This is a genomic window from Paraburkholderia tagetis (genome assembly GCF_022213065.1).
In the GTDB taxonomy this organism is placed as follows: Bacteria; Pseudomonadota; Gammaproteobacteria; order Burkholderiales; family Burkholderiaceae; genus Paraburkholderia; species Paraburkholderia tagetis.
The window spans coordinates 105,611-120,605 of record NZ_JAKLJA010000010.1; the positions used below are offsets into that span (position 1 = coordinate 105,611).

Here is a 14,995-nt window from a genome sequence, read left to right on the forward strand (position 1 = left end):
CCGCCGGGCAGCCTCTGCCCGCACGGATTTCCTGTGCCTTGGTGTTATCGTCGCGCCGCGCTGTGCGTCGCGCAGGTTTGCCGCCCCGCGACGCGCAACGCTCAAGCCGTACTACCCCCATGCTGCACGCAAGCTGCCTTCTTGTTGAGCCGCCAGGTGACCCTGCCGCGAGCCACATCGTAAGCCACGCCGCGAATCAATCGATCAATCGATCAATGGCGTGGCCCGTGTGTCTCGAGCCAGCGATGCACCTCTCGCTCGGCCTCGTCACGCGTCTTGCCATACCGTTCCTGGATCAGTCCAACGAGACGTTCGGCGTGCCCTTCAACCCTCATGAGCTCGTCGTCCGCGAGTTTGCCCCAGGTGGCCTTGGCTTTGCCCAGCAACTGCTTCCACTTGCCTGCAGCGATGTCATTGTTCATCGTGTCTCTCCTGGTTCAGAGAAGAGGGATGCCCGCGGGTTGCCCCATTGCGGGAATACATCTCGAGGACATCTCAAAAAATGAACCAGCAGAAACCGTGCCATGAGTGTTATGCCTTACCGCCGCGAGATGCGCCTGATTTGCGTACCTGAATAACCGGTAAAGATTTCCCATGTAGACACAAACATACACGTTCGGGAAAAAAAGAAAAAGCGCCCCGAGGGGCGCTTTAATTTTTGCATCCGCCATACATCGAGAGGGCGTTGCGCGTGCGTGCAGATCGTTGCGGACGCACTCGCGCGCCGCTGGCGCATGCAGACGAACGCGTCAGGCGCGGCTGCGGTACTCGTTCGTGCGCGTGTCGATTTCGATCTTGTCGCCGATGTTGCAGAAGAGCGGCACCTGCAGCTCGAAACCGGTGTTCAGCTTGGCGTTCTTCAGGACCTTGCCCGACGACGTGTCGCCCTTGACTGCCGGCTCCGTGTAGATGATTTCGCGCACGAGCACGGTCGGCAGTTCGACCGAGATGGCCTTCTCGTTGTAGAACACGACTTCGCAAGCCATGCCGTCTTCGAGGTAGTTCAGGGCGTCGGCCATCATCTCGCCTTCGACTTCGTACTGGTTGTAGTCGGCGTCCATGAACACGTACATCGGGTCGGCGAAGTACGAGTACGTCACTTCCTTGCGATCCAGCACGACGACGTCGAACTTGTCGTCAGCCTTGTACACGGTTTCCATGCCCGCGCCGGTCAGCAGATTCTTGAATTTCATCTTCACGACGGCGGAGTTACGGCCCGATTTGTTGTACTCGGCCTTCTGCACGACCATGGCGTCGTTGCCAATCATCACAACGTTGCCGACGCGGAGTTCCTGTGCGGTCTTCATAATAAAAAACAGTCCTGTCCAGATTAAATTGCTTTGAGTGTGCGCGACGGCAAACGTCGCAAGCGGTTCGAGTGGTGTGTCCCCTTGATGGCAGGGGAACGAAAATCGAAGCGCTTGAGACGGGTGCCGTCGGGTAACCGCTTATTTTAACTGAGTTTTTGCGAATTCGGCTAGATTTCCGCCGAGATCGCCGGCTTGTGCCAGTTCGCCCGCCCAGGCCTGTGCCCGGGCTTTGAACACAGGCAAATATTGCGCGAAATCGCGCCAGTCGAGTGTGGGCAGGGGCGTCGGTTGGGGGGCGGGTTGGGATGCTTGTAGGGGCGCATCGGCAGGGCTGGCGGGCGCACTGCTCGGGCCATCGGTTGGCGCCTCGACGCCGTTGCCGTTCCACGCGTGCCAGAAACGCGCGAGCGCATTGCGCGGTGCCTCGGCGAGCGTGCGCGCGTAGTGCTCGAGCGCCGCATCGAGCTTGGGCAGATGGGCATCGTCCCCTTGCGGATAGATCTGCCAGACGAACGGCCGCGCCGCCCATTGCGCGCGGACGAACGAGTCCTCTCCGCGCACGAAGTTGATGTCGCTCACCCATAACAGCGCGTCGTAGCCGCGTTGCTCCGTGAAGGCGAGGCCGTGCGCGCGCAGCGATCCGCGCTCGGCACAGGCATGCGCGTCGAACGACGCGATGCCGAAAAAGCGCGCGAGCGCGCCGGAGATGCGGCCTTGCGGCACGAGCAGCACGATTGGCGTCGGGCTGTCGCACCATTGCTCGAGCAGCGCGTCGACGGCGGGATTTTCGTAAGCGAAGAGCGAGATCACCGTGGCTTGCGGGCCGGGCGGCGGGCCGCCGGTGGCGCTTTGCCACCATGCCGCGCGCGCCTCGGCCGAGTGCTCGAACGCGGCGCGTGCGGCGTCCAGATCACGCTCCTTGAGCACGCCGCCCGTGCCGGGACCCAGGCCCGGGAAAAAGAAGTGCTTGAGCAGCGGGTAGCGCGGATGCGGCGAGGGGCGCAGGTGGAAGTCGGCGACCCAGTCTTCGGCGCTCAGATATTCGAGGTTCAGCCACACGGGCGTGCGTTCGCGCTGTGCCATTGCGCTCACGTAGACGCCCGGGAGTTCGCAGGCGAACGCTTCGACCACCACGTCGGCGATCCGGAGCGTCTCGCCCGCGTGCTCGGGCTCGTGCCAGTGCTCGATTACGACGTCCTCGACGGTCTGCGTCGCGCGTTCGAGATTGAGTGCGGGGCAAAGCTTCTGAAAGGCGAGCAGATCGTCGACGAACACGCGTACCTCCCAGCCGTGCTCGTGTGCAAGCTGACGCGCGAGGCGCCAGCACACGCCGATGTCGCCGAAGTTGTCGATCACGGCGCAGAAGATGTCGCAAGCGATGCGCGATTCGGCTGCGGATTCAGTTGCGGATTCGGCTGCGGGTTGGGCCGTGGGTTGGGCTGCGGGTTGGGCCGTGGGTTGCGCTGCGGGTCGCGCGTCGTCGTGTTCGCGGGTTGCTGCGGGACGTTTGCTGTGTGGCATGGCGGAGAAGAGCGCAGGTGCGGGTTCGCAAGCGCGGCCAACCGGCGACCAGGCCTTCGGCCTTCGAGCCAACGGGTTCGGCCCCGCGCGGAATGATCTAAACTTGCGATTCTAAGACACTCGCATGATGGCGTCGCGCAGGCGGCGCGGCCTGCCAGCCGACGACAACCGACGCCGCCCCACGCCTCCAGACTGGATGACCGCTTCCACCGATCCCGACGTTTTCGACCCGAAAGAGGTCCTGGCGCAGCTCCCGCATCTGCCCGGTGTGTACCGCTATTACGACGCGCAAGGCACGGTGCTCTACGTGGGCAAGGCGCGCGACCTGAAAAAGCGCGTATCGAGCTACTTCACGAAGACGCAGCTCTCGCCGCGCATCGCCATGATGGTCACGCGCATCGTGCGCATCGAGACCACGGTCACGCGTTCCGAGGCCGAAGCGCTGCTGCTTGAAAACAATCTCATCAAGGCGCTCACGCCGCGCTACAACATCCTTTTTCGCGACGACAAGTCGTACCCGTTCCTCAAGCTCACGGGCCACAAGTTTCCGCGCATGGCGTACTACCGCGGAGCGGTCGATCGTAACAACCAGTACTTCGGGCCGTTTCCGAGCGCCTCGGCGGTGCGTGAGAGCATTCAGATCCTGCAGCGCGTGTTCCAGTTGCGTACTTGCGAAGACTCTGTCTTCAACAATCGCACGCGGCCCTGTTTGCTGCATCAGATCGCGCGCTGCACGGCGCCGTGCGTGGGCGCGATCAGCGCGGACGATTACGCGCGCGACGTGAGCAATGCCTCGCGCTTTTTGCTCGGCCGTCAGAACGAGGTGATGAAGGAGCTGGAGACGAAGATGCACGCGTTTGCCGCCGAGCTGAAGTTCGAGCAGGCGGCGGCGGTGCGCAACCAGATGAGCTCGCTCTCGACGGTGCTGCATCAGCAGGCCATCGAGACCGGGGGCGAAAGCGACGTCGACATTCTCGCGGTGGTGGCGCTAGGCGGGCGGGTCTGTGTGAATCTCGCCATGGTGCGCGGCGGCCGGCATTTGGGCGACAAGGCGTATTTCCCGGCACACGTCGAGCGCGCGCTGACCGACGAGGAGGGCGGCGTCGCCGAGGAAATCGAGGGCGAGGCGGTGCTGGCGGCATCGGCGCTGAAGTCGCTGCCTTCGCTCGCGCGCAAGGCGATGGTGGCTGCCGCTGGCGCGCAGGCCGGCCATGAGAGCGAGGTAAGCGGCGAAATAAGCGGCGACGAAAGCGGCGCGGAAAGTAGCGGTGGGCGCGAGCTGGCCGATGAAGGCGCCGCACCTGATCCGCTCGCGCTCGCGGCGGATCTCGCGAGCGAGGCGCAAGGGGGAGATGAGGACGATGGGGCCGATCTTGCCGATGCTTCCGAAAGCACCGGAGGCGGTGTGGACGCCGATTCCGCGGCATCCTCCCGGGCAACGGCGCGCGGCAAGCGCGAGACCGGCATCGAATCCGAAGTGCTCGATGCCTTCATCGCCCAGCATTACTTCGGCAACCGTGTGCCGCCGGTGCTGGTCGTGAGCCATCCGCCGGCGAATCGCGAACTCGTCGACGTGCTCAGCGAGCAGGCCGGCCACAAGGTCACGCTGCTGCGCCAGCCGCAAGGACAAAAGCGCGCGTGGCTCGCGATGGCCGAGCAGAACGCGCGGCTCGCGCTCGCCCGCCTGCTCTCCGAGCAGGGCTCGCAGCAGGCGCGCACGCGCACGCTCGCGCAGATGCTCGGGCTCGAACTCGACGACCTCGCGCATCTGCGCATCGAGTGCTTCGACATCAGCCATACGATGGGCGAGGCGACCCAGGCTTCGTGCGTCGTCTATCACCATCACAAGATGCAGTCGGGCGAGTACCGGCGCTACAACATCACCGGCATCACGGGCGGCGACGATTACGCGGCCATGCGCCAGGTACTTACGCGGCGCTATGAAAAGATGGTCGAGCAATCGGCGCGCATCGAGGCTGGCGAAGGCGACGAAGCGCAGTCTTTGTCGCCTCCCGATGCTACTGGAGGTACTGAAAGCACCGAAAGCACCGAAAGCACCGCGGCATCGTCCGAATGCGCACAACCGCCTGCGGCGGGCGGCACGCTGCCGAACATCGTGTTGATCGACGGCGGCAAGGGCCAGGTCGAGATCGCGCGCCAGGTGTTCGACGAGCTGGGGCTCGACCCTGCGATGCTGGTAGGCGTGGCCAAGGGCGAGGGGCGCAAGGTCGGTCTCGAGACCCTCGTGTTCGCCGATGGCCGTTCACCGCTCGAACTCGGCAAGGAGAGCGCGGCGCTGATGCTGGTCGCGCAGATTCGCGACGAGGCGCACCGTTTTGCGATCACGGGCATGCGCGCGAAGCGCGGCAAGACGCGCCAGACCTCGCGGCTCGAAGAGCTCGAGGGGGTGGGCGCAAAGCGCCGCCAGCGCCTGCTTGCGCGCTTCGGCGGCCTGCGCGGCGTGATGGCCGCGAGCGTGGAGGACCTGGCGAGTGTGGAGGGCATTTCGCACGCGCTTGCCGAGCAGATCTACCGGCAGCTTCATTGAGTCCGCGGTTGAGTCCATTGCTGCGCCGCCGGCCGCGCTGCCTTACGGTTGCTTGCGGTTTGCTTGTGGCAGGTTCGGTGACGCGGCACAATTGCATCTCCCATCATTGCAATCTCCCCTGACAGACTGCGCCACACGATGCCGTTCAATATTCCAATTCTTCTGACATGGCTGCGGATCGTGCTGATTCCGCTCGTGGTTGGCGTGTTTTATCTGCCGCAAACGCTGCTGAGCCCGATGCACCAGAACACGGCGGCCATGGTGATCTTCGTGCTGGCGGCGCTGACCGACTGGTTCGACGGCTATCTCGCCCGCAAGTGGAATCAGACGTCGTCGTTCGGCGCGTTCCTCGATCCGGTGGCCGACAAGCTCATGGTGACGGCCGCGCTGCTGGTGCTCGTGCATCTGCAGCGCCTCGATGCGGTGATCGCGCTGGTGATCGTGGGCCGCGAGATCGCCATTTCGGCGCTGCGCGAATGGATGGCGCAGATCGGTGCGTCCAGGAGCGTTGCCGTGAACCAGCTCGGCAAGTTCAAGACGGCGTGCCAGATGGTGGCGATCCCCATGCTGCTGTTCTACGCGCCAGTGACGATCGGCGGGCTCACGTTGTTCGACTCGCGCGTGTGGGGCACCTGGCTCATTTACGTGGCAGCCGTGCTGACGATCTGGTCGATGCTCTATTACATGAAGCTCGCGTGGCCGCAGATCCGCGAGCGCGGGAGCCTGTAAGCGAACCAGGCGGCGCAAGCGGGGTTCCTCGTGCATCTTTTTTTGAAAAGATCACACCAAGGGGTTGACACGATTCAGCGGCTTATACATAATCTCACTTCTCCGCTGCACGACAAGCAGCAAACGAAGCAGATGTAGTGGAGATCGCTGAAGATAAGCAGTAAATCAGCGGCGAAGCAGTAAAGATGCGGGAGTAGCTCAGTTGGTAGAGCGCAACCTTGCCAAGGTTGAGGTCGCGAGTTCGAGACTCGTCTCCCGCTCCAGATTTTAGGTGCGGCGTTTTGCAGCAGTGTGAAACGAGGCGCCGGAGCAGTAGGTAGTTCGGTAGCACAAATGCGGGAGTAGCTCAGTTGGTAGAGCGCAACCTTGCCAAGGTTGAGGTCGCGAGTTCGAGACTCGTCTCCCGCTCCAGAATTCCGGGGAAGCAGCGCTTCCCTTTTTGTTTGGCAGGCCGCAAGGCCGCCGCACAAAAATCTGTCTGGTGGTTGTGCGCGCAAGCAGTGCGGTGCGCCTGATACATCAAACAGTCCGCTTTTGGCGCGATAGCAAAGCGGTTATGCAGCGGCCTGCAAAGCCGTGTAGGCCGGTTCGACTCCGGCTCGCGCCTCCAGGTAAGACGAGAAAAGCCACCTTCGGGTGGCTTTTCTTTTTCCTGGTGCGCATTCATATCGCGCATGTCGTGTGTTTTGCGTGTGTTTTGTGCTGGGCGCGCGAGCCAGTCAGGCAGGCGGTCGTGCCAGGTCAAATGGATGATGTGTTGTCCCGCGTACTCGCGCACAATCCACGCATCGCATCGCATCGCTTCCATCCGGATTCCCGCCAATGACCATCGAACTCTCCGAAGACGTGCGCGCGCGGCCAAGGCTGCTGGCGTTTGTGCCGTGCTCGCGTCGCAGGGCATAATCGGCGTTTCAGCACGCTTTGACGGAAATCACATGATTGCGCAGTCTCCCGCCTTGCCGACAGCCCAACTCGACTGGCAATGGAACGCATTCGATGCGCTTTCCTCACGCGATGTCTATGAAATGCTCAGGCTGCGTTCGGCCGTGTTCGTGGTCGAGCAGAACTGCGTGTACGGTGATATCGACGGCCTCGACGGCGACGCCTGGCATCTGTTCGCGTGGGGCGGGCAGGGCGGCTCGCGCCAACTGGCGGGCTACCTGCGGGTGCTGCTGCCCGACGCGCAGGACCCGGACGTGCGCATTGGCCGCGTGGTGACTTCGCCGCACTTCCGCGGCATCAAGCTCGGCAACGGGTTGCTCGAACGCGCGATCGCGCACATCGCGCGGCAATGGCCGGGCGTGCCGATGCGGCTGCACGCCCAGGCGCATTTGCAGAAGTTCTACGGTGCGTTCGGTTTCAAGCCAGTCTCGGAGATTCACGACGAGGACGGCATCCCGCACATCTGGATGCGCTCGGCGTAGTGCACTGTTCTTCGCGCCGCGCTTTACGCTGAACTTCGCGCCGCACTTCTCAGCTGAACTTCGCGCCTTGCGCGTGCGATGCGTGCGCTCAGGTGTGCTGCACGTCGTGTTTGTGCGAGGCGCGTGCAGGCTTGCGCGCTCCCCCAGCGCGCTTGAGGCGTCCGCGCGCCGAAAGCCGCATCCAGTGGCGCAGCGCGATCAACGCGCCGACCACGCTCATCATCGATCCCGGAATCCATAGCAGCAGGCCGCCGATCTGCTGATCGCGCATTGGCGAGAGCCACGTGAATGCGCGTCCGCAAATCGAGTAGATCGGATAAAGCTCGTGTGACGTGAAGAAGATGAACGCGCCGAGCACGATCTGCGGAGGAATTGCCGCGATCACCACCAGCACGCGCTTGCCGGGTGCGAGGCGCGCGGGCGGCGCGGGGCGCGGATCGAGCACGAGCCACCAGAACAGCAGGCCGTCGATCACCATGCTCCAGTTCATCACGCGATAGAGCCGCCAGTCGAGCATCGCGATGAAGTGGATGGGCGAGAGCAGCCAGAAGTAGATGAGCCCGACGAAGAGCGTCACCGCGACGACGGGATGCATGACGATGTCGAGCATCGCCCGCACCGGCCGCGCGTTCAGTGCGGGGCGCACGAAGCGTTGCCGCCACGCGAATGGGACGCCTGCGCGCAGCGCCGCGCCCGGATAAGCGAGCGCGATGAAAAACGGCCCGAGGTGGTGCAGCACGAGATGCTGCGCGCGGTGCATGAAGAACTCATGCTCGAAGAAGTAGTCGAGCCGCGTATGCAGCGCGACATAGAGCGCGCCGAGCCCGAACCAGAACGAGATCTGCCGCGCCAGCGAGACTTTCGCCTGGCGCTTGCCGCGCACGAACAGCACCGCCGTCAGGATCACGGCGATCACGACGGTCGGTGAGGGCTCCCACGGGTCGAGCCAATAGAGCAGGTTCATCGCGGACAACTGGGCAGGTTCATCGCGGACTTCTTCACGAAGGTCATGGCGCGCTTCTTCGGGCTCGGCAGGTGATTATTGCTGCGACGGCGGCTTCACCGCGAACGGCGTGTCGAGCGTCGCGCCGTCCGAGAACTCCAGTTTCACCTTCACTGTGTCGCCGGGCGCGATCTTGTGCTTCGCATGCTCCAGCATCAGGTGATAGCCGCCCGGAGCGATCGAGAGCGTGCCGTGCGCGGGCACCGTGGCCTTGTGCACCATCACCATCTTCTGCGTCGAGCCGTTCGAAACGGTTTGATGCAGCATCACCATGCCGTAGTCGTCGCTTGTCACATTCACGAGGTCGACCGGTTTGTCGCTGTCGTTCTTCAACGTGACGTAGCCCGCCGCCGGCAGATTGTTGGGCAGCCAGCGGACCCATGCGTTCTGCGCGGTGAGCGCGGCGTCGGCGGCGTGCGCCGCAGGGGCGAACGCCGTGAACGTGCAGGCGAGGGCGCAGCCGAGTGCGGCGCCGAGCCGGCTCATGGCGCCTGTGGGGCTCATGCGGGGGCTCATGCGAGTAACGCGGCGGGACTTCATTTTCATCGTCATGGCAGTTCCTGTTGCGGGTGGTACGTAAATCGGGGTTGCCGAAGTTGTGGATTGCAGCCCCGGCGATGTCCGGCGAAGCCTACGCTGCGGAATCGATCACACGGCGCAGGTCATGCGCGATGGCGTCGGGCGAGTCCTTGTCGGTGGCGAGCAGGCGCGCGCGGCCTTGTGCGTCGAACACGTAGACGGCCGAGCTGTGCGTGACTTCGTAGCTGCCGTCAGGGTCGCGTTTTTCCATCTGATACGCCACGCGATAGTGCTTTGCGAGCGATTCGATTTGCGCGTCGGTGCCGGTGAGACCGAGCGCATGCTGTGAGTCGAACGCGCTTACGTAGGCGTGCAGCGCCTGTGGCGTGTCGCGTGCGGGATCGACGCTGATGAAGAGTATCCGCACATGCTGCGCATCGGGTCCGAGTTTCGCTATGACCTGCATCAGCCGCGCCATCGTTTCCGGACAGACGTCCGGGCAATGCGTGTAGCCGAAGTACACGAGCGTCGTATTGCCGTGCAGGTCCGCGCCGCTCATGCGCTTGCCGCTGTCGTCGGTGAGTGCGAACGTGAGGTCGGGCAGGTGGCCGCTCACATTGGTGAGTTGCCACGGCTCGGCCGGACGCGAACATGCGCCGAGCAGCATGGAGCCGGCGGCGAGCGTCAGCAGTGCTGCGAGACGTATTCCGTGCAGAGCGCGGAGCAGGCCGACTGCAGCGCGAGTGCGGGATGCGAAGCGTGACGAACGTGAAGCGTCGAACTCGGGGAACAAAGGCTTTCTCGTTAACTCGATTTACAAGGACGTGCGCGTTGCCAGCCCACGCTGTGTCGCTGGACTGTAGCAAAATTGGGTGCTCGCTGCCGCGCATGGTCCGGTGTGGCGGGGAGGCAGGGTCAATTTGACGCATCTTCCGTGCCGATGTGCATCGGTGGGCATCGGTGGGCGCCAGCGGGTAACGGTGGAAAGGGAAAAAGGGCGAAAGAAGACGGCGGCGCAAAAAAGGCGTCTGAACGGATCCACGTCGGCAGAGTACCCGCTGTTGCGTTCCGGCTTGGCCTGGAAACGGCTGGCCCAATGGCAGGGTGGACTTTCCTTTCTCGAAAATCAGGACGATGCGCGGTAAGATGCGCACACTTTCTCCGGCGGGCGAGCGCTCGCTGGATCAACCCGGCCGATGCGCCGAGGGACGAAACGAACGTAATGCAAGTACTTCCGGCTGAACTGCCGTTCGACAAGACGGCATTTTTCTTCGATTTCGACGGCACGCTCGTCGACCTCGCGCCCACACCCGACGGCGTGCTGGTGCGCCCCGACATGCTCGCGCTGCTCGCCGCCTTGCGCCGTGCGACGCACGGCGCAGTGGCCATCGTCTCGGGACGCGGCATCGAGAGCATCGACACCTTCCTCGGCATGCCCGATTTGCCGGTCGCGGGCCTGCACGGCGCTGAGCGCCGCGACGCCAATGGCGACACGCAACGCGTCGGCTTCAACGATCAGCGTCTTCTGCATATGGAGCAGGTGCTCGCCGAAGTGGTGCGCACCCATGCGGGCATGCTGCTCGAGATCAAGGGCGCGGCGCTCGCGCTGCACTACCGCAACGCGCCCGAGCACGAGAGCGTGGCACGTGCGGCCACCGAAAAGCTCGCCGCCGAATTCGCCGATGCCTATGTGCTGCAGCCCGGCAAGATGGTCTACGAAATCAAGCCGAAGGACGTCGACAAGGGCCGCGCGCTGCGCGCCTTCCTCGACGAGCCGCCGTTCGCGGGCCGCACGCCCGTGTTCGCCGGCGACGATCTGACTGACGAGAAGGGCTTCGCCGTGGTCAATGCCGAGGGCGGCCTGTCGATCAAGGTCGGCGGCGGCGACACGATCGCAAAAACACGCGTCGAGTCGGTCGAGGCGCTGCTCGCGTGGCTCGACACGCTCGTCGCGCCGCCGCGCGGTACCTGATTGCGTGCCTCGCGGTGCCTGATTGGGTGTGGGTGCTTGATTTGTGCCTGATTCGGCGCACGCACCGGCGCATCTGGCCCCTGCGCGCCAGCGCGTTTTGCGCTGCCCCTGGGCCGCGCCCGCACGGCTGCTTCTAACTTCTTTTCTGCACGGAACCTGCATCTCATGAGCCGACTGATCATCGTGTCGAACCGGGTCGCGCCGATTTCCGAAGGCGGCCCGGCCGCGGGCGGTCTCGCGGTCGGCGTCTACGACGCGCTCAAGGAAACCGGTGGCATGTGGTTCGGCTGGAGCGGCGAGGTGCTCTCGTCCGGCCAGCCGCAGATCCAGCTCGAAGAGCGCGGCCCGGTCACCTTTGCCACTATCGGCCTGCTGCGCCGCGACTACGACCAGTACTACCGCGGCTTCTCGAACGCCACGCTCTGGCCGGCGTTCCACTATCGCGCCGATCTCGTGCAGTACGACCGTCACGAATACGCCGGCTATTGCCGCGTGAACGCGTGGCTCGCCCAGCAACTCGTGCCGCTTTTGCGCGAAGACGACGTCATCTGGGTCCACGACTATCACCTGATTCCGTTTGCCGAGGCGCTGCGCGCGGCGGGCGTGAAAAACCGCATCGGCTTCTTCCTGCATATCCCGTTTCCGGCTTCGCAGGTGCTGCTGGCGGTGCCGCCGCACCGCGAGCTGGTTCAGGCGCTGTGCTCGTTCGACCTGCTCGGCTTCCAGACGAAGCCCGACGTGCGCGCGTTCTGCGATTACATCCTGAACGAGGCGGGCGGCTCGGTCGCGAGGCGCGCAGACGGCATCACGCAGATCGAGGCGTTCGGCAAGACCCTGTGCGTGAACGATTACCCGATCGGCGTTTATCCCGACGAAGTCGCCGAGCTTGCCAAGGCCGGCGAGAACGACAAGCCGGTGCGCACGCTCAAGGCCACGCTGCACGGCCGCAAGGTGATCATGAGCGTGGACCGGCTCGACTACTCGAAGGGCCTCGTCGAGCGCTTTCGCGCCTTCGAACGGCTGCTGGAGCACGCGCCCGCGCAGCGCAACAAGGTGTCGTTCGTGCAGATCGCGCCGCCCACGCGCGCTGACCTGCACGCGTACCAGGACATCCGGCTGCGGCTCGAGGCCGAGTCGGGGCGCATCAATGGTCGCTTCGCGGAGCTCGACTGGACGCCGATCTGGTACATCCACCGCCAGTACGAACGCGCCGTGCTCGCGGCGCTGTTTCGCGCCTCGCACGTGGGCTACGTCACGCCGCTGCGCGACGGCATGAACCTCGTCGCGAAGGAGTACGTGTCGGCGCAGGATCCCGAGAATCCCGGCGTGCTGGTGCTCTCGCGCTTCGCGGGCGCCGCGCAGGAATTGGGCGGCGCGCTGATCGTGAATCCGCTCGACATCGACGGCATGGCCGACGCGCTCGGCAAGGCGCTCTCGATGCCGCTCGCCGAGCGCCTCGCGCGCTACAACGACATGATGGTGCAGCTACGCGAGAACAACGTCTCGGTTTGGCGCGACCGCTTCATGCGCGATTTGACGAACATCGCCCAGCGCATTGGCGTGTCGTTGCCGCCGTCCGTGGAGCTCGCGCGGCAGTAGGGCTGGGGCCTCTCTCTCGCGTATCCGGTGGCGTTCCGTAGCGCTTTGGGCCGCGTCAAAGCCCGTCGCGCCAACATCAAAACCCCTCAAACGCCGCCGAAAACGAAAAAGCCGCTTCACGAACGAAGCGGCTTTTTCTTTGGGTCAGGACGGAGCGCCTGGCGTCAGGCCACGTGCTTTTCGTCGGCCTTCTTGGCGCCCAGATGCAGCGTGGACGACTTGCCGTACTGCTTGGCAAGCAGTTCGCGGTACAGGCCCGGACGGTTGCGCAACTCCTCGGGGCTGCCATCGTCGATCACCTTGCCCGCGCTCATCACGATGATGCGGTCGAAGTTGTGCAGCGTGGAGAGCCGGTGCGCGATGGCGATCACCGTGCGGCCCACCATCAGCCGGTCGAGCGCCTGCTGGATGGCTTCCTCCGAGGCGCTGTCGAGCGCCGAAGTGGCCTCGTCGAGCAAGAGGATCGGCGAATTCTTGAGAATCGCGCGCGCGATCGCGATGCGCTGGCGCTGGCCGCCCGAGAGCTTCACGCCGCGGTCGCCCACGATCGTGTCGTAGCCTTCGGGCATGGCCTCGATGAAGTCGGCGCAGCGCGCTTCGCGTGCAGCGGCGAGCACTTCGTCGCGGCTTGCCTCGGGGCGGCCGTAGGCGATGTTTTCGTAAATCGAGCGGTGCAGCAGGGAGATGTCCTGCGGCACGAGCGCGATGGCGTGACGCAGACTGTCCTGCGAGACGTGGGCGATGTCCTGGCCGTCGATCTTGATCGCGCCGCCCTGGGTCTCGTAGAAGTGCTGCAGCAGCGCGAGCACCGTGGTCTTGCCCGCGCCCGACTTGCCGATCAGGCCCACGCGCTGGCCGGCCTCGATACGCAGGTCGAAGTGGTCGAGGATGGGCTTGCGGTGCGGGTAGGCGAAGGTGACGCCTTCGAAGTCCACGCGGCCGCCCTGGGCGACGAGTTCGCTGGCGTCGTCGCGATCGGGCATGCCATGCGGCTCGAGCAGCGTTTGCACGGCTTCGGCCAGACGCGCGACGTGCTGCGTGACGTCGACGAGCGCCACGGCCAGGTCGCGCGTGCCGTGCAGGATCGTGAAGCCGAGCGAGCTCACCAGCACAATGTCGCCCGACGTGGCCTTGCCCTGGTCCCAGAGCCACAGTGCCCAGCCGAGCAGGCCAGCCGAAAGCATCGCCGTGATGACGGCATGCAGCAGGCGCAGCTTTTCCAGATAGAGCAGGCTCGAGCGGCGCGCGTCCAGTTCGGCCTTCACGGTCGAGCCGAAGCGATTTTGCTCGCGCAGCGTCATGCCGAAGGCGCGCACGAGCGCCATGTTGCCGATCACGTCGACGAGCTCGCCGTCCACGGCAGCCGCCTTGGAGGCGAATGTGTGGTGGCGCGCCGAGCCGAGTCCGGCCAGCTTGAAGAGAATGACCGACAGAATCGCCGAGCAGAGCAGGAGGCCGGCCGCCATCAACGGATTGACCGCAATGATCATCACAATGGCGCCCGCCACGGCGATGCACGGCGGCAGCACGTTCCACGCGGTGGTGTTCTCGGCTGTGTACACGGCGTTCGAGGTCGCGGTGATTCGGCTCGCGAGCGTGCCGGGCTGTTTTTCCGCGTAATACGTATTCGAGTGGCCGCTTAGATACTGGAAGAGGTCGCGTCTCAGGTCGCCCGTGACGGCGACAAACGTGTGCGCGGCGAACCAGCCGCCTACCCGCCAGAGCAGATTGTCGGCGGCAATCAGCCCGACGAGGATCGCGAACGCAGTCCACAACGGGCCCGGATGGTGCCGGCCCGCGCCGAGCACGTCGATCAGATGCTTGATCGCGTATTGCGAGGCGAGGGCACAGCCCACGGCTGCGAACACGCTGGCGAGCACGACCCCATGGGCGAGCGGATGGCGCTTGATGTAGCGGAAAAGAAACGCAAGCGGCCGGTGCGCATAGCTCGCGAGCTTTGCGTTATGGGCGTTACGCTGGGCGATGGTCAGATGTTCCAATTGATCGGTGGTCGGTCTGACGGAGCTTCGTCCGTGCAAGGTAGAAAAAAGAGACAAGAAGGCGCGCAACCGCTAACCGCGCGGAATTCCCGCATTGTAAACACCCCACGCGCGAGCCGCACGGCTCATGCCCGGCGGGACGCGCATCTTATCGCGACTATGCCGCGGAGAGTGACCCTTCCCAACATATTGTCGCGGCGGAGTTCAACGGGTTTCCACTGGGTTTTCGAGATACAATCGCAGACTCCGTTCAGGCGCGCCATATGCGCCTACACGACGCGCCGTACCGCAGGCGCGATCCACTCTCGAGCCGCAAGTTTCACGAAACTGGGGTCAGATAAAGCAGCATTCTGACCGTGTTCCGGCGCTG

12 protein-coding genes and 3 tRNA genes are annotated in these 14,995 nt (G+C 64.4%); 8 read left to right on the plus strand and 7 right to left on the minus strand.

The genetic code is table 11. The features are described from left to right. Window positions 1–212: 212 nt before the first annotated feature. The 3 genes from L5014_RS14825 to earP form a co-directional block, all read right to left on the minus strand. A complete protein-coding gene (locus L5014_RS14825) occupies window positions 213–422 on the minus strand; it encodes a CsbD family protein (protein ID WP_238464490.1) in 210 nt (69 codons plus the stop codon). A 327-nt stretch (window positions 423–749) separates the two neighbouring features. Further along, the gene (efp, locus tag L5014_RS14830) at window positions 750–1,307 is read right to left on the minus strand and encodes an elongation factor P (protein ID WP_238464491.1); all 558 of its coding nucleotides are present in this window, start codon (window positions 1,305–1,307) and stop codon (window positions 750–752) included. Window positions 1,308–1,448: 141 nt separating this feature from the next. Then, window positions 1,449–2,831 (minus strand): elongation factor P maturation arginine rhamnosyltransferase EarP, encoded by a 1,383-nt coding sequence (earP, locus tag L5014_RS14835; protein WP_238464492.1) that lies wholly within the window; start codon window positions 2,829–2,831, stop codon window positions 1,449–1,451. A 196-nt stretch (window positions 2,832–3,027) separates the two neighbouring features. On the opposite strand from earP, the gene uvrC reads away from it, so the two are divergent. The 6 genes from uvrC (at window position 3,028) to L5014_RS14865 (ending at window position 7,532) form a co-directional block, all read left to right on the plus strand. Continuing rightward, the gene (gene uvrC, locus L5014_RS14840) at window positions 3,028–5,379 is read left to right on the plus strand and encodes an excinuclease ABC subunit UvrC (RefSeq protein WP_238464493.1); all 2,352 of its coding nucleotides are present in this window, start codon (window positions 3,028–3,030) and stop codon (window positions 5,377–5,379) included. Between the two features lie 138 nt (window positions 5,380–5,517). Next, window positions 5,518–6,108, plus strand: coding sequence for a CDP-diacylglycerol--glycerol-3-phosphate 3-phosphatidyltransferase (gene pgsA, locus L5014_RS14845; protein ID WP_238464494.1), 591 nt, complete (start codon window positions 5,518–5,520; stop codon window positions 6,106–6,108). A gap of 187 nt (window positions 6,109–6,295) precedes the next feature. Beyond that, window positions 6,296–6,371, plus strand: a tRNA-Gly gene (locus L5014_RS14850). Window positions 6,372–6,443: 72 nt separating this feature from the next. Beyond that, window positions 6,444–6,519: transfer RNA gene (locus L5014_RS14855), tRNA-Gly, on the plus strand. Between the two features lie 125 nt (window positions 6,520–6,644). After that, a tRNA-Cys gene (locus tag L5014_RS14860) sits at window positions 6,645–6,718 on the plus strand. A 325-nt stretch (window positions 6,719–7,043) separates the two neighbouring features. Next, entirely contained in the window at window positions 7,044–7,532 is a 489-nt protein-coding gene (locus tag L5014_RS14865) for a GNAT family N-acetyltransferase (RefSeq protein WP_238464495.1), read from the plus strand. 88 nt (window positions 7,533–7,620) lie between these two features. Here the strand turns inward: L5014_RS14865 and L5014_RS14870 are convergent, their stop codons facing one another. The 3 genes from L5014_RS14870 to L5014_RS14880 form a co-directional block, all read right to left on the minus strand. Next, window positions 7,621–8,496 (minus strand): cytochrome c oxidase assembly protein, encoded by an 876-nt coding sequence (locus L5014_RS14870; RefSeq protein ID WP_238464496.1) that lies wholly within the window; start codon window positions 8,494–8,496, stop codon window positions 7,621–7,623. Between the two features lie 75 nt (window positions 8,497–8,571). Beyond that, window positions 8,572–9,039, minus strand: a complete 468-nt coding sequence (locus L5014_RS14875; protein ID WP_420800070.1) for a copper chaperone PCu(A)C — start codon at window positions 9,037–9,039, stop codon at window positions 8,572–8,574. Window positions 9,040–9,166: 127 nt separating this feature from the next. Beyond that, window positions 9,167–9,721, minus strand: a complete 555-nt coding sequence (locus L5014_RS14880; protein ID WP_238464497.1) for an SCO family protein — start codon at window positions 9,719–9,721, stop codon at window positions 9,167–9,169. A 555-nt stretch (window positions 9,722–10,276) separates the two neighbouring features. On the opposite strand from L5014_RS14880, the gene otsB reads away from it, so the two are divergent. Both otsB and otsA read left to right on the plus strand, forming a co-directional pair. Continuing rightward, entirely contained in the window at window positions 10,277–11,026 is a 750-nt protein-coding gene (gene otsB / locus L5014_RS14885; protein WP_238464498.1) for a trehalose-phosphatase, read from the plus strand. A 165-nt stretch (window positions 11,027–11,191) separates the two neighbouring features. Beyond that, window positions 11,192–12,625 (plus strand): alpha,alpha-trehalose-phosphate synthase (UDP-forming), encoded by a 1,434-nt coding sequence (otsA, locus tag L5014_RS14890; RefSeq protein WP_238464499.1) that lies wholly within the window; start codon window positions 11,192–11,194, stop codon window positions 12,623–12,625. 164 nt (window positions 12,626–12,789) lie between these two features. Here otsA and L5014_RS14895 read toward each other — a convergent pair whose 3' ends face one another. After that, complete coding sequence (locus L5014_RS14895; protein WP_238464500.1) at window positions 12,790–14,625, minus strand: ABC transporter ATP-binding protein; 1,836 nt, start codon at window positions 14,623–14,625, stop codon at window positions 12,790–12,792. Between the last annotated feature and the right edge of the window lie 370 nt (window positions 14,626–14,995).

Bases quoted from the DNA above. Each gene is read 5' to 3' on its own strand.
- otsB (WP_238464498.1), top strand. From the start codon at position 10,277: ATGCAAGTACTTCCGGCTGAACTGCCGTTCGACAAGACGGCATTTTTC.
- pgsA (WP_238464494.1), top strand. From the start codon at position 5,518: ATGCCGTTCAATATTCCAATTCTTCTGACATGGCTGCGGATCGTGCTG.
- earP (WP_238464492.1), bottom strand. From the start codon at position 2,831: ATGCCACACAGCAAACGTCCCGCAGCAACCCGCGAACACGACGACGCG.
- otsA (WP_238464499.1), top strand. From the start codon at position 11,192: ATGAGCCGACTGATCATCGTGTCGAACCGGGTCGCGCCGATTTCCGAA.
- L5014_RS14870 (WP_238464496.1), bottom strand. From the start codon at position 8,496: ATGAACCTGCTCTATTGGCTCGACCCGTGGGAGCCCTCACCGACCGTC.
- L5014_RS14865 (WP_238464495.1), top strand. From the start codon at position 7,044: ATGATTGCGCAGTCTCCCGCCTTGCCGACAGCCCAACTCGACTGGCAA.
- L5014_RS14875 (WP_420800070.1), bottom strand. From the start codon at position 9,039: ATGAGCCCCACAGGCGCCATGAGCCGGCTCGGCGCCGCACTCGGCTGC.
- efp (WP_238464491.1), bottom strand. From the start codon at position 1,307: ATGAAGACCGCACAGGAACTCCGCGTCGGCAACGTTGTGATGATTGGC.
- L5014_RS14880 (WP_238464497.1), bottom strand. From the start codon at position 9,721: ATGCTGCTCGGCGCATGTTCGCGTCCGGCCGAGCCGTGGCAACTCACC.
- L5014_RS14825 (WP_238464490.1), bottom strand. From the start codon at position 422: ATGAACAATGACATCGCTGCAGGCAAGTGGAAGCAGTTGCTGGGCAAA.
- uvrC (WP_238464493.1), top strand. From the start codon at position 3,028: ATGACCGCTTCCACCGATCCCGACGTTTTCGACCCGAAAGAGGTCCTG.